General features: G+C 59.3%; 20 protein-coding genes. 13 read left to right on the top strand and 7 right to left on the bottom strand.

All coding sequences use genetic code 11. The features are described from left to right. Positions 1–91: 91 nt before the first annotated feature. The 5 genes from BN1135_RS06415 to BN1135_RS06395 form a co-directional block, all read right to left on the bottom strand. Positions 92–1063, bottom strand: a complete 972-nt coding sequence (locus BN1135_RS06415; RefSeq protein ID WP_042019728.1) for a TAXI family TRAP transporter solute-binding subunit — start codon at positions 1061–1063, stop codon at positions 92–94. 406 nt (positions 1064–1469) lie between these two features. Further along, positions 1470–3623, bottom strand: a complete 2154-nt coding sequence (locus BN1135_RS06410; protein WP_042019727.1) for a S9 family peptidase — start codon at positions 3621–3623, stop codon at positions 1470–1472. Between the two features lie 234 nt (positions 3624–3857). Further along, positions 3858–4289: a DUF411 domain-containing protein gene (locus BN1135_RS06405; RefSeq protein WP_042019725.1), complete on the bottom strand. Its 432-nt coding sequence runs from the start codon at positions 4287–4289 to the stop codon at positions 3858–3860. A 46-nt stretch (positions 4290–4335) separates the two neighbouring features. Continuing rightward, positions 4336–4659 (bottom strand): hypothetical protein, encoded by a 324-nt coding sequence (locus BN1135_RS06400; RefSeq protein ID WP_042019723.1) that lies wholly within the window; start codon positions 4657–4659, stop codon positions 4336–4338. An 88-nt stretch (positions 4660–4747) separates the two neighbouring features. Further along, positions 4748–5470, bottom strand: coding sequence for an SDR family oxidoreductase (locus BN1135_RS06395; protein ID WP_042019720.1), 723 nt, complete (start codon positions 5468–5470; stop codon positions 4748–4750). A 143-nt stretch (positions 5471–5613) separates the two neighbouring features. On the opposite strand from BN1135_RS06395, the gene BN1135_RS06390 reads away from it, so the two are divergent. The 5 genes from BN1135_RS06390 (at position 5614) to BN1135_RS06370 (ending at position 10739) form a co-directional block, all read left to right on the top strand. After that, the gene (locus BN1135_RS06390) at positions 5614–6456 is read left to right on the top strand and encodes a LysR family transcriptional regulator (RefSeq protein ID WP_042019718.1); all 843 of its coding nucleotides are present in this window, start codon (positions 5614–5616) and stop codon (positions 6454–6456) included. Between the two features lie 101 nt (positions 6457–6557). Then, a complete protein-coding gene (kefF, locus tag BN1135_RS06385; RefSeq protein WP_042019716.1) occupies positions 6558–7154 on the top strand; it encodes a glutathione-regulated potassium-efflux system oxidoreductase KefF in 597 nt (198 codons plus the stop codon). A 67-nt stretch (positions 7155–7221) separates the two neighbouring features. After that, positions 7222–9078 (top strand): monovalent cation:proton antiporter-2 (CPA2) family protein, encoded by a 1857-nt coding sequence (locus tag BN1135_RS06380; protein WP_042019714.1) that lies wholly within the window; start codon positions 7222–7224, stop codon positions 9076–9078. Further along, positions 9075–9461 carry a SirB2 family protein gene (locus BN1135_RS06375; RefSeq protein WP_042019713.1) on the top strand — a complete coding sequence of 129 codons (387 nt, stop codon included), beginning with the start codon at positions 9075–9077 and terminating at the stop codon, positions 9459–9461. The genes BN1135_RS06380 and BN1135_RS06375 overlap by 4 nt, the downstream gene beginning before the upstream one ends. Before the next feature lie 291 nt (positions 9462–9752). Beyond that, the gene (locus BN1135_RS06370; RefSeq protein WP_042019711.1) at positions 9753–10739 is read left to right on the top strand and encodes a helix-turn-helix transcriptional regulator; all 987 of its coding nucleotides are present in this window, start codon (positions 9753–9755) and stop codon (positions 10737–10739) included. 857 nt (positions 10740–11596) lie between these two features. Here BN1135_RS06370 and BN1135_RS06365 read toward each other — a convergent pair. Both BN1135_RS06365 and rsmD read right to left on the bottom strand, forming a co-directional pair. Further along, positions 11597–11908, bottom strand: coding sequence for a DUF1145 domain-containing protein (locus BN1135_RS06365; protein ID WP_042019708.1), 312 nt, complete (start codon positions 11906–11908; stop codon positions 11597–11599). Next, the gene (gene rsmD, locus BN1135_RS06360) at positions 11892–12521 is read right to left on the bottom strand and encodes a 16S rRNA (guanine(966)-N(2))-methyltransferase RsmD (protein ID WP_042019706.1); all 630 of its coding nucleotides are present in this window, start codon (positions 12519–12521) and stop codon (positions 11892–11894) included. Before rsmD ends, BN1135_RS06365 begins: the two co-directional genes overlap by 17 nt. Positions 12522–12632: 111 nt before the next feature. Between rsmD and ftsY the strand changes: the two genes are divergently transcribed. From ftsY to hutG, 8 genes are all read left to right on the top strand, one after another. After that, complete coding sequence (gene ftsY / locus BN1135_RS06355) at positions 12633–14294, top strand: signal recognition particle-docking protein FtsY (protein ID WP_042019705.1); 1662 nt, start codon at positions 12633–12635, stop codon at positions 14292–14294. Between the two features lie 202 nt (positions 14295–14496). Further along, positions 14497–15165 (top strand): cell division ATP-binding protein FtsE, encoded by a 669-nt coding sequence (ftsE, locus tag BN1135_RS06350; protein WP_042019703.1) that lies wholly within the window; start codon positions 14497–14499, stop codon positions 15163–15165. Then, positions 15165–16118, top strand: coding sequence for a permease-like cell division protein FtsX (gene ftsX, locus BN1135_RS06345; RefSeq protein ID WP_042019701.1), 954 nt, complete (start codon positions 15165–15167; stop codon positions 16116–16118). Before ftsE ends, ftsX begins: the two co-directional genes overlap by 1 nt. A 452-nt stretch (positions 16119–16570) precedes the next feature. Beyond that, positions 16571–17425, top strand: coding sequence for an RNA polymerase sigma factor RpoH (rpoH, locus tag BN1135_RS06340; protein WP_042019699.1), 855 nt, complete (start codon positions 16571–16573; stop codon positions 17423–17425). Between the two features lie 125 nt (positions 17426–17550). Further along, on the top strand, positions 17551–18210 hold the full coding sequence (gene can / locus BN1135_RS06335) for a carbonate dehydratase (RefSeq protein WP_042019698.1): 660 nt from the start codon (positions 17551–17553) through the stop codon (positions 18208–18210). 11 nt (positions 18211–18221) lie between these two features. Continuing rightward, entirely contained in the window at positions 18222–18926 is a 705-nt protein-coding gene (gene hutC / locus BN1135_RS06330) for a histidine utilization repressor (RefSeq protein WP_042019768.1), read from the top strand. Positions 18927–19080: 154 nt separating this feature from the next. Continuing rightward, on the top strand, positions 19081–20316 hold the full coding sequence (hutI, locus tag BN1135_RS06325; RefSeq protein WP_042019697.1) for an imidazolonepropionase: 1236 nt from the start codon (positions 19081–19083) through the stop codon (positions 20314–20316). Next, positions 20309–21271 (top strand): formimidoylglutamase, encoded by a 963-nt coding sequence (gene hutG / locus BN1135_RS06320; protein ID WP_042019696.1) that lies wholly within the window; start codon positions 20309–20311, stop codon positions 21269–21271. Before hutI ends, hutG begins: the two co-directional genes overlap by 8 nt. Positions 21272–21288 lie beyond the last annotated feature (17 nt).

The raw sequence follows: 21288 nt of genomic DNA, 5'->3' as shown, positions 1-21288 counted from the left end.
TGCCAGCGAGTACAACAAGAGCGACACCCGCCTCCGCAATCAGGCGGCAGACGGGTGTCGAGGAGAGTGACAAAGGCCCCGGGGCCAGAAATCAGAGCCAGCCGCGCTCTTTGTAGTAGCGGGCAGCCCCTTCATGCAGCGGTGCAGAGAGACCCACCTTGATCATGTCGGCCTCTTTCAGGTCGGCAAAGGCAGGGTGCAGGCGCTTGAAGCGATCCAGGTTGTCGAACACCGATTTGACCAGCTGATAGACCACTTCCGGATCGGCCTTGGCGCTGGTGGAGAGCACCGCTTTGCCACCGATGGACGGGGTCGGCTTGTCGCTGCCCTTGTAGATGCCGCCCGGGATCTCGGCCTTGCTGTAGTAGCTCTTCTCGGCCAGCAGCTTGTCGATCTCTGCGCCGGTCACCGGTACCAGCACCGCATCTGTGGTGGTGGAGGCTTCCTGAATGGCACCGTTCGGGTGACCTACGAAGTAGCTCATGGCGTCGATGTTGTTGTCACCGAGGGCTGAGGCCTGTTCAGCCGGTTTCAGCTCGGAGACCAGACCGAAGTCACCCTTCTTCCAGCCCTTGACCGCCATGATCTCTTCCATGGTGTCACGCTGGCCGGAGCCCGGGTTGCCGATGTTGACGCGCTTGCCCTTCAGATCGTCGAAGCTGGCAATCTTGGCATCGCGGCGAGCCAGGATGGTGAACACCTCGCTCTGCAGGGAGAAGACGGCGCGCATATCGTCCATGGCCCCTTCGGCCTGGAACGGTGGCAGCCCTTTCATCGCCTTGAACTGGTGGTCGGACTGCATGATGCCGAAGTTGAATTCGCCGCTACGGATGCCGTTGACGTTGGCAACACCGCCGCCACTGGCCGGGGCATTGCACTTGATTTGGTGATCGGCTGCGCCGCGATTGAGGAAGCGGCAGATGGACTGGCCCGCCACGTAGTAGACGCCGGTCTGACCGCCAGTGCCTATGGTCACGAAGCGCTCCTGCGCTTGTACCTGACCACCGAATGAGACACCGACCAGAGCCGCCGACAGGGCGCACGCCAAGGTTAATCCTTTCATCTATTCCATCCTTTTCATTGATTTATCTCACCCGTTCCACGGGTGAATGTGCGGTCAAGTCCCGTTCTGCGTCGGGCTTGCCGATAGGGCCTCATGCGAGGAATGGTCGGGCTGTTACCCCCTCCCAAAAAAAGCCACCATCATCCTGCGGTGAGATAACCGGCGTCCTGCCAGCAGAAGATAATTTGGCCCCTGAGGGGCCAAATAAAAAGCGATAACGACTTCGATTAAGCACATTACGCCAACATAAATCAAACAAAACGGCAAAAAGGCAGCGTTAAATATCGAAAAGTTTGATGTCGATCATCAATTTCTTGATCCTGGATTAATTTTGCGGGCAGGGCGCGGAACGTATGGGGAGAGTCTTATGCGGCCCTTGCATGGCAAGGGCCGGAGTCATGATGGATCAGTTGGCCGGGGTGGCCAGATCCAGGATAAAGGCGTATTCCAGCGCGATATCTTCGTAGGCTTTGAAGCGGCCCGACTTGCCGCCGTGGCCGGCGTCCATGTCGGTATTGAGTAACAACTTGTTATCATCCGTCTTCAGCTCGCGCAGCTTGGCGACCCACTTGGCGGGCTCCCAATACTGCACTTGCGAGTCGTGCAGCCCGGTGGTGACCAGCAGGTTGGGGTAGGCTTGCGCCTTCACCTGATCGTAGGGGCTATAAGCCTTCATGTAGTCGTAGTAGCGCTTCTGGTTCGGATTGCCCCACTCGTCATACTCCCCGGTGGTGAGGGGAATCGACTCGTCCAGCATGGTGGTGACCACATCGACGAACGGCACCTGCGCTACCACGCCGCGATAGAGCTGGGGCGCCTGATTGATGACGGCCCCCATCAGCAGACCACCGGCACTGCCGCCCATGGCGTAGACCTGCTCTTTGGCGCCATAACCCTGGGCGACCAGCGCTTCGGTGACATCAATGAAATCATTAAAGGTGTTCTGTTTTTTCAGCAGTTTGCCATCTTCGTACCAGTGACGGCCCAACTCTTCGCCACCGCGGATATGGGCGATGGCGTAGACGAAGCCGCGGTCCAGCAGGCTCAGTCGCGAGCTGCTGAAGTCGGGGTCCATGCTGGCGCCGTAGGAGCCGTAGCCATAGACCAGCAGCGGATTCTTGGGCGCATCGGCCTGCTCTTTCTTGAACTTGTCCTTGCGATAGACCAGCGACACCGGCACCGATACGCCGTCACGGGCGGTGACCCAGAGCCGCTCGCTGGCGTACTGATCGGCCTTGAAGCCTGCCACCGGCTGCTGCTTGAGCAGGGTGCGCTTGCCGCTCGTCATATCCAGCTCATAGGTGGATGAGGGGGTGGTCATGGAGGAGTAGCCGTAGCGCAGGGTGCTGGTATCGGGCTCGGGGTTGTAGGCGAGCCAGGTGACATAGGCAGGGTCGTCGAAGGCAATCTCCTTCTCGTCACCGCTCTGCCAGTTGATCTGGCGCAGTCGGGTCAGCCCCTTGCTGCGCTCTTCCAGAACCAGCCAATCCTTGAACAGGGCGTAGCTTTCGAGCAGCACGTCCGGATTGGGGGCAATGACCGCCTTCCAGCGATCGACCGGGCTCTCTTTGGTCTCATAGAGGCCGAAGTTCTTGCCGTCCTTGTTGGAGCGGACATAGAAGCGGCCACGGTAGTGATCCAGGCTGTATTCGTGATCCACCTGACGGGGCAGAAACAGCCGTGGCCGCTGACTCGGCACGTTGGCATCGATCAGCCGCACTTCGCCGGTGGTGGTGCTGGAGAGGGCGATGACGATGAAATCTTCCGAGGTGGTGGCGTAGAGGCTGACGTAGAAGGAGTCATCCTTCTCCTCGTAGACCAGCTGATCCTTGGCCGGATCGCTGCCAAGCTCGTGGCGATAGACCTGATAGGGCAGCAGGGTCTGCGGGTGCTTGCGCACGTAGAAGACGGTCTTGTTATCGTTGGCCCACACCAGATTGCCGGAGGTGTTTTCCAGCTTGTCGGTGGCCCACTGGCCGCTCTCCAGATCGAGGAACTGGATCTGGTATTGACGACGGGAGAGGAGATCTTCCGCCACTGCCAGCCAGCGGTTGTTGCGGCTCACCTCAAGGGCGCCGAGGGCGTAGAACTCGTGCCCTTCAGCCCGCAGGTTGCTGTCGAGCAGCAGGCTAGCCTGCTCTTCACCGAGCTTGGTGCGGGAGTAGATACCGTACTCCTTGCCCGGCTCATAGCGGGTCTGGTAGCGGTAGCCGTTCTTCACATAGGGCACCGACTCATCCTGCTGGGGAATGCGGGCGACCATCTCCTTGTAAAGCTGTTCGCGCAATGGCTGGGTCGGTTTGAGCATGGCCTCGGTGTAGGCGTTCTCGGCCTCAAGGTATTGCAATACTTCCGGCGCCTGACGCTGGTCGTCGCGCAGCCAGTAGTAGTTGTCGGTGCGGGTATCCCCGTGCTTTTTCAGGGTGTGGGGATGTTTGGCGGCCACGGGCGGCTGGATTGGATGTTCGCTTGTCAGCATGGCGGGCTCTTCATTGGCATAAGTGGGGGGGAGAACTGTCAGAAAGGCTAGCAGCAGAACTCCTCGGGAAAAGGTAAACATGTCGCATCCTTGGCGCTGGAAAGGGTTGGTTGACCTGAGCATCGGCTCCATGAATTGGCGTTAAATCTGCCCCTTGTTGCCGGTGGTTGCAAGCAATCCCTTGTTATTGCAAGAAATGTAATCAAAAAAAGCCGCTATCTCGCGATAGCGGCTCTCTTTCTGGCCATGAGCGGCAAAAGTCCGTTCAGGTGTGCCTCACATGATATGGGAGTGCCCTCTCATGACCAGTTTTCGTCAGCCGGGGTAGCTCGACCAGCGGTTGGTCGCGCCCTCGTTGCTGATACTCAGTACCTCATAGGGATGGCCCGGAATATCCATGCCCGGCGCACTCTGGGGCATGCCCGGAATGGTCAGGCCACGGATTGCCGGTTTTTCCCTGAGCAGCTTCTGCACATCGGCGGCCGGTACATGCCCCTCGATCACATAGCCATTTACGATACCGGTATGGCAAGAGGCCAGTTCCGGCGCGATACCGTATTGCTGCTTCACTGCGCCGAGCTGTTCGGTTTCGATGACTTCCAGTTCGAAGCCATTCTGTTCCATGTGCTCGTTCCAGCTTTGGCAGCAGCCACAATATTTGGATTTGTAGACGGTCATCTTCTCGGCCGCGAGGGCCGAAAAGCTGACGGTACCGACCAGCATGGCCAGTAACAGGGGTTTGTACATCACTCACCTCAGATTTAAAGAAAAGATGCCCGATATGGGATGGCTTTCAGATCTGGGGGCGAGGGGGACGTTCGAGCCGCTCGCGCGGGGCGTCCGGCATATAGAGAGAGGGGGAAGAAAAATCGGGGGTATCCGGTTCCAGCACGGCGACCGTCAGGCTGTCGCTGCTTACCAGCGTCATCGAGAGGGCGGTGGTAAAGCTGCCGCAGGGCATCGCTTTTTCCAGAGTACGCTCGCTTTGGCTGCAGTGAGGGGTCAGGGTGCAGAGGTCGGTTGCGGCCCGGCTGCCAAACGACATCAACACCAGCACCAGACTCCACAAGGGGAGCCAGCGACGGGCGTGAGCAAGTTGGCGACGGGTGAGTACCATGGAATGACTCGAAAAGAACAAGAGGCACATGGTAACCCTGTGCCCCGGGGGAGGGTCAAGCCCTCCCCATGGTGTCAGTTAGCGCAGATTAAGGTTGCTGACGGGTGGCTGCCAGCACGATCTCGCGCACGCAGACGTTGGCAGGCTGGTTCCAGGCGTAGAGCACGGCATCGGCGATCACTTCTGGCGCAATGACGCCGCCCATCTGATCTTTCCAGTCGTGGTAACCGGCCTTGATGTTCTCGTCAGTGGTATGGCTGAGCAGTTCGGTCTCGACCGCACCCGGGGCAATGGTCACCATCCGCACGCCGACATCGGCCACCTCTTCCCGGATGTTCTCGGTCAGGGCGTGCACGGCGAACTTGGTGGCGCAGTAGGCGGCATGGTTCGGGAAGGTCTTGCGACCGGCGATGGAGCTGATGTTGATGATGGTGCCGCTGCGGCGCTCCTTCATGCCCGCCAGTACCGCATGGACGCCGTTCAGCACCCCCATCACGTTGATGTTGAGCATCTGCTGCCACTCGGCGGGATCCTGCACATCGGCCTGACCCAGCAGCATGACGCCGGCGTTGTTGACCATGCAGCCCACCGGGCCAAATTTGGCTTCCGCTTGCTGGACGGCGGCCTTCATGGCGGCGGTGTCGGTTACATCGACCCCGATGCAGAGGGTATTGGGCAGGTTCAGAGCCTGCATCGGCTCGACCCGACGGGCCAGCAGCAGCAGCGGATGACCGGCAGCAGAGAAGGCTCGGGCGATGGCGGCACCGATCCCAGCGGAGGCGCCGGTGATCACGACGAGAGATTTGGACATGGGTCTTTCCTTCTGATTCAAGAGTCGGTTTGAGCAAACAGGTGGCTGGCCAGCACGGAACCCAATCACTATAGTCACTGCATCTATAAGTGATAAATATTGTTTTCCGCTGGTTATCATCTGAAAAAACTATGGTTGGGCTTATGCTGGATCTGAGATTGCTGCGTTTCTTCATCGCCATCTATGAAGAGAAGAACATCACGGTGGCCGCCGAACGCTGCCACGTTAGCCAGCCTTCCCTCTCGGCGGGGCTGCGCCAGCTGGAAGAGGCGCTCGGTGACAGCCTGTTTGTCCGGGGCAAGAAGGGGGTGGTGGCGAAAGACCCGGCTCACTATCTCTATCCCCACGCGGTCAAGCTGGTGGAGGAGGCGCGCCGTCTGCCGGAGCTGTTTCGCCAGAAAGCGACGCGTGCGCGGCTCAATATCGCCATCATGCCGGACTTGAGTCGCCGCCGGGTGGCCGGGCTGCTGCAGCAAGTACAGAGCGTGTTGCCGCAGCTGGATCTGACCCTCTCCGACTACACCACGCCCGCCGACTGCCGTTTGACGCTGGATGCCTTGCGGCGGGAGGACGAGATCTTCCTGCCGCTATGGGAGGAGGATTACGTGCTCTGCGTGCCGGTTGATCATCCCCTGGCGAGTCGCGAAAGGATCGAGCTGGCCGAGCTGCAACATTATGATTTTATTGAGTGCCCGCCCTGCGAAGCCCATCAGCAGACCATCGGCCTGTTGGCCTGTGACCGCCTTACCCTCAATCTGGTGGCCAAGGCGCAGAGCAAGGGGCTGGTGATGGCGCTGGTGCTGGCGGGGGTTGGCATCAGTTTTCTGCCGGACGGGCTGGTGGAGGATGAGGCGGGGCTCTGTACCCTGCCAGTGAGCGGGCCGCGGATGTTTCGCCGGATCGGGCTCTGCTATCCCGCCCACCAGACGTTGAATCCGGCGCTGCGGGAGTTGATCCCCGAGTTGGCAGGCTATGGCGCTTCCTGATAAGGTCGCTTTCCTGTGCACCTTTACGATGCAGCTCCTTAGACACCCCTTTTCTGTTTACCGCGCCTTGCGCAGCAAGGCTTTGTTCGGGTGATGTGGTCATGAAACGCATTCTGGTTATTTTTTCCCATCCCGCTCTGCAGAGCTCGCGGGCCAACAAGCAGCTGCTGCAGGCGATTGAGGGGCTGGAGGGGGTCACGGTTCACGACCTCTACCAGCACTATCCCGACATGTTCATCGATGTGAAGCGGGAGCAGGCGCTGCTGTCGGAGCACGACATCATCGTCTTTCAGCACCCGTTTTACTGGTACTCCTGCCCGGCCATCATGAAAGAGTGGATGGATCTGGTGCTGGAGTATGGCTACGCCTACGGCCCCGAAGCCCACGCCCTCAAGGGCAAGCAGTGGCTGAGCGCCATCACCACCGGCGGGGCACCGGAGTCCTACTGCAGCGAGGGTTACAACAGCCGACCGCTGCTCGATTTTTTGCTGCCATTTCAACAGGCTGCCAGATTATGCGGCATGAACTGGCTGCCCCCCTTCGTGCTGCACTCCTTTCACAAGATCAAGGATCCCGCCGCCCTGCGCCGCTGTGGTCAGGATTATCGCCAGCTGCTGTGCGCCCTGCGTGACGATCAGCTGACCCCGGATCAGTTGGCCGGGCGTCCTTATCTACGCGACTTGCTGGAGGTACTCTGATGAAACACGGGCAGCTTGTTGGCCGAGCTTATAAGCCGGATCAGACGTTCACACGGAGGGCTGACTGATGGGCCACGGGATCCTGTTTGATGCCTTTATCTACCTCTCTGCCGCCGTCATCGCGGTACCACTGGCCAAACGCTGGGGGCTGGGCTCGGTGCTCGGCTATCTGCTGGCGGGGATCATTATCGGCCCCTTTCTGCTGGGGCTGGTAGGTGAGCAGAAGGATGTGATGCACTTCGCCGAGTTTGGTGTGGTGCTGATGCTGTTTCTGGTCGGGCTGGAGTTGCGTCCGGCCCTCTTGTGGCAGCTGAAGGGGCCGATCCTCGGCACCGGCGGCCTGCAGGTGCTGCTCACCACGGCGGCGCTGACCGGCGTAGCGCACCTGATCGGTCTGCCGCTGCAACAGGGGCTGGCCATCGGCCTGATCCTGGCGCTCTCCTCCACCGCCATCGTGCTGCAGAGCCTGCAGGAGCGCAAGCTGATGCTGAGCGAGAGTGGTCGCTCCGCCTTTGCGGTGCTGCTGTTTCAGGATATTGCGGTCATTCCGATCTTGGCGCTGTTGCCGCTGCTGGCTATCGCGCCGGTGGCCAGCAATGGCAGCGCCGAGCTGGCAGGTTGGCAGCATGGTCTGCTGGTGGTCGCGGCCATCTCCGGCATCGTGCTGGGTGGCCACTATCTGATGCGGCCGGTGTTTCGTGCCATCGCCCAGTCCCATATGCGGGAGATCTTCGTCGCCGCCGCCCTGCTGCTGGTGATCGCTATCGCTGTGCTGATGGAGTCGGTGGGGCTTTCGCCTGCACTTGGCTCCTTCCTCGCCGGTGTGGTGCTGGCCGACAGCGAATATCGCCATGAGCTGGAAGCGGACATAGAGCCGTTCAAGGGGCTGCTGCTCGGCCTGTTCTTTATGTCGGTGGGGGCGGGGATCGACTTCGGGCTGTTTGCCGAACACCCCTTCCTGATACCCACTCTGGTGGTTGGCCTGATGGTGCTCAAATGGCTGGTGTTGATGGCACTCGGTTTCATCATCCGCATCTCGCCGAGTCAACGCTGGACCTTCGCGCTGGCGCTCGCACAGGGCGGTGAGTTTGCCTTCGTGCTCTTCTCGTTTGCCGCCCAGAACCGGGTGCTGCCCGGCGAGACCATCTCGCTGCTGACGCTGGTGGTGGCGCTCTCGATGGCGCTCACCCCGCTGCTGCTGATCCTCAACGACCGGGTGATCCAGCCTTGGTTCGATTACCGTAACCAGAGCGACGCGCCGCAGCATGAGCAGCCGGAGCTGGTGGAGCATCCGGTGATCATCGCGGGCTTCGGCCGCTTCGGCCAGATCGTGGGGCGTCTGCTGCATGGTCACGGCATCGGTACCACCATCCTCGAGCAGGATGCCAGCCAGATAGAGACCCTGCGCAAGTATGGCTATCAGGTCTTTTATGGCGATGCCACCCGGATCGATCTGCTCCATGCAGCCGGGGCGCACAAGGCGAAGCTGCTGGTGCTCTCCATCAACGATCCGGCCACCTCGCTGGCGGTGATCGAGATGGTGCAGAAGCACTTCCCGCACCTGAAGATCCTGGCGCGAGCGTTGGATCGACCCCATGCCCACGAGATCCTGCGGCACGGGGTCGAGAGCGTGCACCGGGAAACCCTGGGCTCTGCGGTCGATCTGGGGGTGGAAGCCCTGACCCAGCTTGGGTTTAGGGCCAACCAGGCCTGGCGGGCGGGGCAGACCTTCAAGCAGCACGATAACTGGCTGTTGCGCGAGCAGGTCAACTATCTGGACGACGAACACACTTATATCAACAAGAGCCTGCAATACCGGGAGATCCTCTCCGATCTGTTGCAAGACGACGAGGAGGGGCAGGAGCGTATCCATGCCCACAACTGGAACAGCGGGCTACCCGACGACGACAAGGAAGCAAAATGATTGCCTATTACCCCATGTTCAAACACCTGCATATGACGCTGGCGCTGGTCAGTCTGCTGCTCTTTATCTATCGCTGGAGTCTGGCGCTGGCCGGCAGCGATCGGTTGCAGCAGAAGTGGCTGAAGATCCTGCCCCATATCAACGACACCTTGCTGCTGCTGTTTGGCGTGCTGCTGGCGGTGACCTTGCAGCTGAGCCCGGGCCAGCAGCCCTGGCTGATGGCCAAGCTGATTGCACTGGTGATCTATATCGGTCTGGGTGTGATGGCACTCAAGCGCCCGGCCCGCGGTCAGAAGCTGGTGGCCGGTGTGGCGGCGCTGGCGGTGTTCGGATACATGATCGGTGCGGCTATCACCAAGTCGGCCTGGTCGTGGCTGATGTAAACAGGGGAGGGGGAGGCTAGTCTCCCTCTTTCGAGATAATATTCTGATTAATTATTTATTCATGGAATGTTTAACTGCCATTGGAGTGGCGTGTAGAACTTTAATTTGATGCTTTTCTTGCTAATTTAAGCCTGTGTTGACCCCGATTTGTTCTTTTTTGTGATGTAAAATCAATTACATATCGACGTTTGTATGAAAATGGCGACAGTTGTCGCAGCAAAACTTGCGACATAGACTGTCGCAAGTCACGACTAGCATACAGTCAACGCTAAACCAGTGAAGGCATGCACCATGAGTAAGAAGCTGTTACGACAACTGACCTTGGCGCGTTGCATCCCGCACCGCCCTTACAAGCTGACCGCCAGCCAACTCCAGGTAAAACTGGAAGAGGAAGGTATCCACGTCAGTCTGCGTACCGTGCAGCGGGACCTGGAGGAGATGTCCGGCATGGGACTGTTCGACCTCACCTCGGACGAGCGCAGCAAACCCCATGGCTGGTGCTTCGAGCGCCACGGCCTCAACGACTTTGCCAATATCATGCCGCTCTCGCTGGCGGTGGCCCTGAAAACCTGGAGTGATCAGGCGAGCCAACTGTTGCCTGCGAGTGTACTGACCGAATTGAACCCGCTGGTCGACAAGGCGAGCCAGGTGATCCGCGACAGCCAGAGTGAACTGGCCGAGCGCTGGCTGGAGAGTGTCCACCAGTCGCCGCGCCCGTTTGCCGGCAACCCGGAGATCCGCCGTAGCACCCTGATCCGCGATGCGCTCTGGCGTGGCCGTAAGTTCAGCGCCGAGATCCAGCGCGTGATCAAAGAGCGCACCGTGTGGCTCTGCTATGACCGGATCAACCCGCTCGGCATTCTCAATCAGCCGGATGGCCCGATCCTGCTCTGCACCCTGTCCGAGCTGGATCCCAAGGTATACGGCATCCCGTTTGACCATATCAAGAATGTGGAGCTGACCAACTTCAGCGCCACCCAGCCGAAGGATTTCAATATCCAAAGGCTGATCCGCGATCAGGGCTATCAGGACGTGAGTGGCCCGATCCGCTTCGTCGGTCGGATCGATGCCAACAGCCAGTCGCTGGTGGATAACCAGATCCCCGGCAACAATCCGCGCATGACTCGCTATGACAAGCGCAGCGTGGTGGTCGAGACAGAAGTGCAAGACACCCCGGAGTTTCGCAGCTGGTTGAACAACATCAGCGGTGAACTGGAGGTGCTGGCGCCGGAATCGCTGCGCAAGGCCTATCTCAATCCGGCCAACCGCTTGAGCTGATTAAAAAATGGCAATGTTGAAGAGTCGAGCCTGGTCTCGGCTCTTTTTTTTGCTGTTTTTTTAAGCATATTTATTCAACTAATTTTTAAGTCTTAACGACAGGATTGAACCGTTTTCCTGCCCCGTTTTTGGGGGTGAAAGCCGTGTAAGAGATCTGCCATAGCTACTGTAAGAGGCTGGCGCGTCAAGCCGTACGTGAAGCCATGCCAGAATGATCGAGCTTTCCCGTGAAACTAAATAAGATACTGATTTTAAAGCCTTAGTTTTTAAGTTCATTTTTGGGAATGGGATCGCCATCAGATCTTTCTCGGAGAGTGGCTCTTGTTCGAGCCGCACATTTCCTTACTATGGGTCTCACAAGGACGGAGCTGGTCCGGCAGGATGCAGGGCAGCGCATAAAGATGGAATAGTCCGCTGGATGTGGACAAGGGACACCTCAGGATGAGCTCGATAGTCAGGATGATTATCGTCACGGATGAATAAAGGAACACCGCGGGATGCGGCAGGACACTCTCGGGATGGGAGCAGAACGAACGGAACCTCGTTCTTCAGGATGAACAGGATCTCGCAGGATGCGAGAAGGAATACTTCAGGATGAAGTGAGATAGCCAGGATGGTTATCGGTCAGGATGACGCAAGGAACCCCCACAGGATGTGGTAACGGACACCTCCAGGATGGAGACAGTGAAGCAGTTCCGGATGAATTGCCAGGCCAGGAGCGCCGCAGGACACGCCAACGGATTGGAAAGGGGATATTCCAAAGGATTAGGATAACGTCAGGGATTGCAGGGAGCATTGCAGTTCTAAGGACAGGACGACACGACTCTAGGGGACGGCTACCGCCGTCCCCTTTTCTTTTATGGTTTGCCGGAGAGATTGCCGCGTTGGGCGGCGTTGACGATCTCTTGCAGCCGCTGACGAATGTCGACCATGCCAAACACGCCAAAGATCAGCACAGTGACAAACTCGGATTTGGTGACCGCGAAGTAGCGTTTGCAAGCTGCCTTGATCATGCTGGCCTGCAACCAGTGCAGCAGCGCGACGATCACGCCGCAGACTGGCAGAAAGCCGTTGAGTTTGCCCGGCAGCGGGGCAATCAGGCTCACCAGTACGCCAAACCAGAAAAACAGTACCAGCCCCATCGCCAGCAGATTAAAGACTCGCTTCATTGTTTACCTCCCGCAGATAGAGTTGATAGCAGACCTGACCGGCCTGCTTGTCTTTGAGCAACTGCCAGCTAGCAGGCAGCGCCAGATCGGCCATCTCTTTTTCCCGCTCCAGATAGATCAGGGCATCCGGTGCCAGCCAGCCGCGCTGCTCCAACAGCTCGCAAACTTGCGGCAGCAGCTCGCGGCGAAACGGCGGATCGAGAAACACCAGATCGAAGGGGGTGGCAGGGCCTTGCAGCCAGCTCACTGCATCTGACTGGATAACTTGGCCCTGGCTGCTACCAAGTGCGGCCAGATTCTTCTTGATCTGGTCGGCGGCACTTTTGTCCATCTCGATCAGGGTCACTTGCTCGGCATAGCGTGACAGCGCCTCCAGCCCCAGTCCACCGCTGCCAGCAAACAGGTCGAGGCAACGGGTACCGCGGATATGGGGGGCCAGCCAGTTAAAGATGGTCTCCTTGACGCGATCCGTGGTGGGTCTGAGCCCCTCCACATCCTTGACCGGCAATTTACGACCTCGCCACTGGCCGCTGATGATTCTCACAAAGCCCGATTTTCCTTGCGGGGCGGGACTTTGGCTCGGGTTGCTACGGCTGGATTTCACTCTGGGCATCGCGTTTCATCGTCAGAAAATAAAGTGGTAGTATAAGGCGGTTCATTTTTATTCCGACCCGCCAAGGGACGGCTATCTTAGCAGTCAGCCAACGAAGTGAGTATTTTTTAGATGGCAAAAGGTTTGTTTTCCTGGCTCGGTTTCGGCCGCAAGAAAGAAGAGGCTGAGGTTGTCCAACCACAGACACCCCAAGCCACCCCCGTTACCGTTGAGCCCGAGGTCGCTACTACCCCTGCTCCCGATACCACGCCGGCTGTTGCACCAGAAGTGCCCGCCAGCGCGCAACATAGCGTTCTGCATGATGATTGCTGTCTGCCGACCGAGCTGGATGACCATGGCCCGCTGGTGGTGGAGGAGTGTGCCTCCGACCTGGAGCCGGTGATTGTCAACGAAGCGCTGATCGCCGAAGAAGAGCGTGCTGCCGAAGCCGCTCGTATCGCTGTTGAAGAGCAAGCTACCGAAGCTGCCCGTATCGCTGCTGAAGCGCAGGCTGCCGAAGCTGCTCGTATTGCTGCGCAAGCACAGGCTGCCGAAGCTGCTCGTATTGCCGCGCAAGCGCAGGCTGCCGAAGCCGCTCGTATTGCTGCGCAAGCACAGGCTGCCGAAGCTGCTCGTATTGCCGCAGAAGCGCAAGCCGCCGAAGCTGCTCGTATTGCCGCACAAGCGCAGGCCGCCGAAGCTGCCCGTATTGCCGCGCAAGCTCAGGCTGCTGAAGAGGCCCGTATCGCCAAAGAGGCCCAGCGAGCGGAAGATCTGCGGCTGGTAGCCGAGATGGAGGCTGAGGCCGCCGCGCTGGCTGCTCTGCCGCTGGCCGCTGCAGTGGATGATGACACTCAGGACAAGCCGCAGCGGGAGGGCTTTTTTGCCCGCCTCAAGCGCAGTCTGGTTCGCACCAAGGAGAACATAGGTTCCGGTTTTATCGGTCTGTTCCGTGGCAAGAAGATCGATGATGAGCTGTTTGAAGAGCTGGAGACCCAGCTGCTGACGGCAGATCTTGGCGTGGATACCACCCGTCGTATCATCGATGGCCTGATTCAACATGCTGATCGCAAGCAACTCAAGGATGCCGAGGCGCTCTACGGCCTGCTCAAGCAGGACATGGGGGCCATGCTGGCCAAGGTCGAGCAGCCATTGGTGATCGATACCAGCAAGAAGCCTTACGTGATCCTGATGGTCGGTGTGAACGGGGTCGGCAAGACTACCACCATCGGCAAGCTAGCCAAGCAGTTCCAGGCGGAAGGCAAGAGCGTGATGCTGGCGGCGGGTGACACCTTCCGTGCCGCTGCGGTCGAGCAGCTGCAGGTATGGGGTCAGCGCAACAACATTCCTGTGATTGCCCAGCATACCGGTGCTGATTCCGCTTCCGTCATTTATGACGCCATCGAGGCCGCCCGCTCCCGTGGTGCCGATGTGCTGATTGCCGACACCGCCGGTCGCCTGCAGAACAAGAGCAACCTGATGGAAGAGCTCAAGAAAGTGGTGCGGGTGATGAAGAAGCTGGATGAAGAGGCGCCCCACGAGATCATGCTGACTCTGGATGCAGGCACCGGCCAGAACGCCCTGAGCCAGGCCAAGCTGTTCAGCGAGGCGGTGGGTCTGGACGGGATCACGCTGACCAAGCTGGATGGTACAGCCAAGGGTGGCGTCATCTTCGCGGTGGCCGACAAGTTCCAGATCCCGATCCGTTATATCGGGGTGGGTGAGGGGATCGATGATCTGCGCCCCTTTGTGGCGAACGACTTTATCGAAGCGCTGTTCAGTCGTGATGAATAAGTCCGGTCGCGATGAGTAAGTGTCCCATACCCCGACTTCGGTCGGGGTTTGTCACTATTGGGTTTTTGGATGTCGTTTCGACAAAGGTGGCAAGATGGTTGGCTGTGTATCAGCCATTTCATCAAGGCCCAGTGCCGGCGGCGATGAGCCAGCGCGCCATACTTCGATCCTGGCCGGGGTTGGTCAATATCAGGGAACCGTTATGATTCGTTTTGATAAGGTCAGCAAGGTATACAGCGGTGGCCATCAGGCGCTGCAAAAGGTCAGCTTTCACCTGCAGAAGGGAGAGATGGCCTTTCTGACCGGACACTCGGGGGCGGGCAAGAGTACCCTGCTCAAACTGATCAGCGTGATGGAGCGTCCGACCGATGGCCGGGTGTTCTTTCATGGCGACGATGTCAGCCATATCCAGCGCAGCCAGATCCCCTATGTGCGTCGCCAGATCGGGATGATCTTTCAGGATCACCGGCTGCTGATGGATCGCACCGTGTTCGACAACGTGGCACTGCCGCTGGTGATCGATGGCTATAGCCACGCCGACATCAACAAGCGGGTCGCAGCGGCGCTGGACAAGGTGGGGTTGCTGGGCAAGGAGCGTTACCAGCCACGCCAGCTCTCCGGCGGTGAGCAGCAGCGGGTCGGTATCGCCCGTGCCATCGTCAACAAGCCGCCCCTGCTGTTGGCGGATGAACCGACCGGTAATCTGGATCCCCAGCTTTCCATGGACATCATGCGGTTATTTCAGGAGTTCAACAATTTTGGGGTATCGGTGTTGATCGCCACTCACGATCTGGGATTGATTGCCCGTATGCGTTACCGCACCCTGACCCTCAAGGCGGGTCGTATGTATTCAGCCGGGGAGCAGCTCTGATGGCTATCGTTCGACATAAACAACCGCCACTGCGCCGTCTGATGATGTATGGGGTTGACCACGTGCGCCAGGCATTTGCCAGTCTGGGGGAGTTGTGGCGCAATCCACTCGCCTCCCTGATGACCCTTGCGGTACTGGGGGTCAGTCTGGCGCTGCCCTCCTGCTTCCATGTGCTGCTGAAAAACGCCGAGGTGGTGGAGGGGAGCTGGCAGACCAGCTCCCAGATCTCCCTCTATCTGCGCAAGGATCTGCCGGAGCAGAGCATTCTCGATCTGCAGCAGCGGATTTTGCTCTACCCCGAAGTGGACTCGGTCACCTATCTGAGCCGGGACGATGCGTTGCGGGAGTTTCGCGAGATTTCCGGCTTTGGCGATGCCCTCGACTACCTCGACAGCAACCCGCTGCCACCTGTGCTGAGCGTGATCCCGGATCCGCGCTGGCAGAACCCGGAAGGGGCCGCCGAGTTGCTCGGCAAGCTCAACAACGAGGTGGGGGTCGAGCAAGGCAAGCTGGATCTGCAGTGGTTGACCCGTCTGCAGGGGATCATGAACTTGCTACGCCATACCATTACCGGTATCGCGGTGCTGTTGCTCTCCGCCGTGCTGCTGATCGTCGGCAACACCCTGCGCCTTAATATCCTTAACCAGCGCTCCGAGATTGAGGTGCTTAAACTGATTGGGGCGACCGATTCCTTCATCCATCGCCCTTTCCTTTATACCGGTATCTGGTTTGGCATCATTGGCGGCATGCTGGCCTGGTGGCTCACCGAAGTGATGGTGATCTGGAGTGAAGGGGTGGTGAAGGAGCTGGCCGGTTTGTATAACAGTAACTTCCGGTTGGTCGGTATGGGGGCGGTAGACGGGATCAATCTAATCTTGCTGGGTGCCCTGCTGGGGTTGATCGCCTCCTGGTTTTCGGTCCATCGCCACATTCGCGATATCGAACCATCTTGATTGATTTATCATCAAAGTAAATCACTGGATTTTGAGAAGCGGATCAAGTAAAAGAGGGGCCGTTTCTGGCTTGGCCCCCATTGTCAGAGTATTCTGAATGACAATGATCTTCCGGATCTTTGCTAGATCCGTTGAACCTTCTGATTTATAAGCAGTCTATTAAAGCTGAAGCATTTATACGAGTGTGGCCCCTCTGCCTTGCTCGTCAGACTTGGCAAGCATGTGAAGGTTGCGAGCTCCGCAACAATGGACTTAGCATGCTACTTTTCGGGGGTCCTTCATTGTGACCCCCTTTTTTTGACTGTTCATTCATGATTCATCCTGCAGGCCTAAGATAACCCGGTCTTAAACTGGGTCGGTATCTTTGATACAGGCCGCAGAATGGCATCCGGTCGGTAGACAGACCCTCTCAGGGTGTTAGACTGATTCGATTGAAAAGTAAGAGGTAACAGATGGGAACTTCATTGCAGCGCACCATGGCCCTGATTCCGCAAGGTAGTCTGGAAGGCTATACCCAGGCAGTAAATTCTATTCCGGTGCTAAGCGCAGAGGAAGAGCGTGAGCTGGCTGAGCGTTTGCAGCAGGATGGCGATCTCGAGGCTGCTCGTCAGCTGATTATGTCGCACCTGCGCTTTGTCGTTCATGTTGCCAAGAGTTATGCCGGTTACGGCCTGCCCCAGGCCGATCTGGTACAGGAAGGCAACATCGGCCTGATGAAGGCGGTCAAGCGCTTCGACCCGACGGTCGGCGTGCGTCTGGTCTCCTTTGCCGTGCACTGGATCAAGGCCGAAATCCACGAATATGTGCTGCGCAACTGGCGCATGGTCAAGGTGGCCACCACCAAGGCCCAGCGCAAGCTCTTCTTCAACCTGCGCAAATCCAAAAAGCGTCTGGGCTGGCTGAATCACGAAGAGGTTCAGGCCGTGGCTGCCGATCTTGGTGTCTCTGCTGCTGACGTGACCGAGATGGAAGGGCGGATGGCCAACTACGATCAGGCGTTCGATCTGGTTGGTGATGATGAAGAGGAGGGCGGTTTCTCGCCGGTTCACTATCTGGAGGACAAATCCTCCGATCTGGCCGCGACCATCGAGAACGATAACTGGGACGATCACGCGACCCGTCGCCTGAGCTCGGCCCTCGCCACGCTGGATGAGCGCAGCCAGCACATCATCCGCGCCCGCTGGCTCGATGATGACAGCAAGACCACCCTGCAGGAGCTGGCCGATACCTACGGCGTCTCCGCCGAGCGAGTGCGTCAGCTTGAGAAAAACGCGCTCAAGAAGCTGAAAGATGCCATGGAAGCCTGATGCTTCCTCGCTGAAAACAGGGCCTGATGGCCCTGTTTTTGTTTCTGTCGCCGGTAATCGAGGCTTGCCCTGATAACCCTTGGGTGTGTTATGTTGCCGCAACTGCCACATTAGGGAGAGCAGAAGTGAAACTGTTGAACGACCTGTTTACCAACAACCGTGAGTGGGCCGAACGGATCAAGGCCGAAGATCCCGCCTTCTTTGCCACCCTTTCTGCCCAGCAGGCCCCCGAATACCTCTGGATCGGCTGCTCCGACAGCCGGGTCCCCGCCAACCAGCTGATGGGCCTGCTGCCGGGGGATGTCTTCGTCCACCGCAACGTCGCTAATCTGGTGGTGCATACCGATTTCAACTGCCTCTCCGTGCTGCAATACGCGGTGGAAGTGCTCAAGGTGAAGCACATCATCGTCTGCGGTCACTACGGTTGCGGCGGCGTCAAGGCTGCGATGCAGAACCAGGAGCTGGGTCTCATCGACAACTGGCTGCGCAACATCAAGGATGTCTACTTCAAGTATGGCGAGCAGCTTGAAGCTATTGAGGATGAGCACGAGCGCTTCGACTACCTGTGCGAGCTGAACGTGGCCGAGCAGGTGGCTAACGTCTGCCACACCACCATCATCCAGAACGCCTGGCGCAAGGGGCAGGAGCTGGCGGTGCATGGCTGGATCTACGGGATCAAGGATGGCTTGCTGCACGATCTCGATCTCTGCATCAGCGGGCCGGATCAGATCCCCGACGTCTATCGCGCCTGGCCGGACATGCGTCCGCCCCATCGCCGGCGCTAGGGAGCTTCATGGTGGCGCCAGCCCTCTATCTGCAGATCAAGCAGCACATTCTGGATCGGATCCGCGAACGCCACTATCAGGCGGGGGACAGGATCCCGACCGAAGCGGCCTTGTGCGAGCAGTTCACCGTGAGCCGGATGACGGTCAACCGGGCGCTGCGGGAACTGATGGCGGAAGGGTGGCTGGTGCGTACCGCCGGTTCTGGCAGCTTCGTGGCGGACAGGCGCACCGAGTCGCCGCTGCTGGCCATTCGCAACATTGCCGACGAGATCGCCGAGCGCGGCGGCGAGTACAGCGCCCGGGTGATCCGGCTGCAGCGGCTGGCCGCCGACGAGAAGGTGGCGGTGCAGCTGGGGCTGCGGGTTGGCGCCCCAATCTTTCACAGCCTGATTGTCCATCAGGCCGATGGCGAGCCGTTGCAACTGGAGGAGCGCTTCGTCGATGCCGGGCGCTTGCCAGGCTATGGCGAGCAGGATTTTACCCAACAGACCCCCAACCGCTATCTGATGGATGTCTGCCCCCTCTCCGAGATGGAGCACGTGGTGGAAGCCGTGTTGCCGAGCGCCGGTGAGGCAGGATTGTTGCAGATCCGCGTAGATTCCCCTTGCCTGTTGTTGCACCGGCGCACCTGGTCGGAGGGGCATCTGGTCTCCTACGCCCGTTTGCTCTCCCCCGGTTCTCGCTACAAGCTCAGCTCCAAGACTCAGCTAGAGTAAATGTCTATACAGCTCGATTTTTCAAAGCCCACCTCTTGGTGGGCTTTTTTGTGCTTAAACTCTAAGTTTGATGCTGTTATCAGGATGTGAACTCCGCTCTTTCTTTCATCATAGAGATCGACTATAAGGATATGTATATACATTTGAGGTCGCTATGAACAAGGAACTGTTGAACTGCGAGCGGGTCTGGCTCAACGTGACGCCCGCCACCCTGAATGACGAACTGGCCGACTACGGCCTGTTGCCGCTCCATGCCATCGGCGTAAAGGGAGGCAAGATCCATGCACTGGTGCCGATGGTCGAGCTGAAGGGGCCCCATCCCGCCCACTGGCAGGATATGCAGGGCAAGCTGGTCACTCCCGGTCTTATCGATTGCCACACCCATCTGGTCTTTGCCGGCAGTCGCGCCGAGGAGTTCGAGCTGCGCCAGCAGGGGGTGCCCTACGCCGAGATCGCCCGTCGGGGCGGCGGCATCATCAGCACGGTGCGCGCTACCCGTGAGGCCTGCGAGGAGAAGCTGTTCGAGCTGGCACTACCGAGGGTGAAATCCCTGATCCGGGAAGGGGTCACCACGGTGGAGATCAAGTCCGGCTATGGCCTGACGCTGGATGACGAACTCAAGATGCTGCGGGTGGCCCGCCGACTGGGAGAGGCGCTGCCGATCCGGGTCAAGACCACTTTGCTGGCGGCCCATGCGGTGCCGCCGGAGTATCGCGACGATCCCGACAGCTGGGTCGAGATCATCTGTCAGGAGATCATTCCGGCGGCGGCCGAGGCGGGTTTGGCCGATGCGGTGGATGTCTTCTGCGAGCACATCGGCTTCTCGCTGGCCCAGACCGAACAGGTCTATCTGGCTGCGGATCAGTACGGCCTGCCGGTGAAAGGGCACATGGATCAGCTCTCCAATCTGGGGGGCAGCACTCTGGCCGCTAACTTTGGCGCCCTCTCGGTGGATCATCTGGAGTATCTGGATCCGGAAGGGATCCTGGCGCTGGCCCACCGTGGGGTGGTCGCCACCCTTCTACCTACTGCCTTTTACTTCCTCAAAGAGACCAAGTTGCCCCCCGTCGCTGCCCTGCGCAAGGCGGGCGTGCCGATAGCGGTCTCTTCCGACATCAACCCGGGTACGGCCCCCATCGTCTCGCTGCGGATGGCGATGAACATGGCTTGCACCCTGTTTGGCCTGACGCCGGTGGAGGCGATGGTCGGGGTGACCCGCCACGCCGCCAAAGCGCTCGGCGAGCAGGCACGCCTTGGTCAGCTCAAGGTGGGCATGGCGGCAGATTTTCTGATCTGGCACTGCGCCCATCCCGCTGAAATCAGCTATCTGGTCGGCGTCGATCAGCTGGCAGGCCGCATCTTCAATGGTGAGGAGAGCCTCCATGGATAAGTTCAACACGGTCGATATGTCGCTCTGGCAGGGGCGGCAGGATCCGGAAGATGGTGAACTGGCCCTGCGCTGGCACGACAAGGTGCAGCCCTGGGCTGCCGGGGCACAAGAGGCTGCCGGGGCACCAGAGGCGGCCGGTGTAGTGCTGGTCGGTTTTGCCTGTGACGAAGGGGTGCGCCGCAACAAGGGGCGCATTGGTGCCGCCGGTGCGCCGCAGGCGGTGCGCAAGCTGCTGGCCAACACCGCCTGGCACCTGAATCGCCCCGTCTACGATGGCGGGGATGTGGTTTGCCCTGATGGCGATCTCGATGCCGCCCACGGCCGTCTTGCCGAGCAGGTCGCCACTGCGCTCGATCTGGGCCACTTCCCGCTGGTGCTGGGGGGTGGCCACGAGGTGGCCTTCGGCAGCTGGAGCGGCCTTAACCGTCATCTGGGTGGTAGTGGCAAGGTTGGCATCATCAATTTCGACGCCCACTTCGATCTGCGGATGACGCTGGAACTGGCAAGCTCCGGCACCCCTTTCTTCCAGATCGCCGAGCAGTGCGCCGCTCAGGGCACGCCGTTTCACTACGCCTGCCTCGGGGTGGCCGAGACCGCCAATACCCGGGCCTTGTTTGCCCGTGCCAAGGCGCTGGGAGTGTGGCATGTGCTAGACGAGGCGATGACTCAGACTGAGTTGCCAGCCTTGCTAAGCGGGCTGGATGCCTTTATCGCCCAGTGCGAGCACCTCTACCTCACCATCGATCTCGATGTGCTGCCCGGCTCCGTGATGCCGGGAGTGAGCGCTCCCGCCGCCCGTGGCGTGGAGCTGGCGGTGATCGAACCGCTGATCGCCCATATCCGGGCCAGTGGCAAGCTCCGGCTTGCCGATCTGGCCGAGCTTAACCCTACGCTGGATCAGGACAACCGCAGTGCCCGCGTGGCCGCGCGACTGGTTCATCTGTTGACCCGTTAACCCTTTGGCCGCACGTC

Origin of the sequence: Aeromonas sobria, from assembly GCF_000820145.1 — a bacterium.
Taxonomy (GTDB): domain Bacteria; phylum Pseudomonadota; class Gammaproteobacteria; order Enterobacterales; family Aeromonadaceae; genus Aeromonas; species Aeromonas sobria.
Note: the sequence above shows the minus strand (reverse complement) of the source record. Positions and strands in the feature narration are given on the sequence as shown.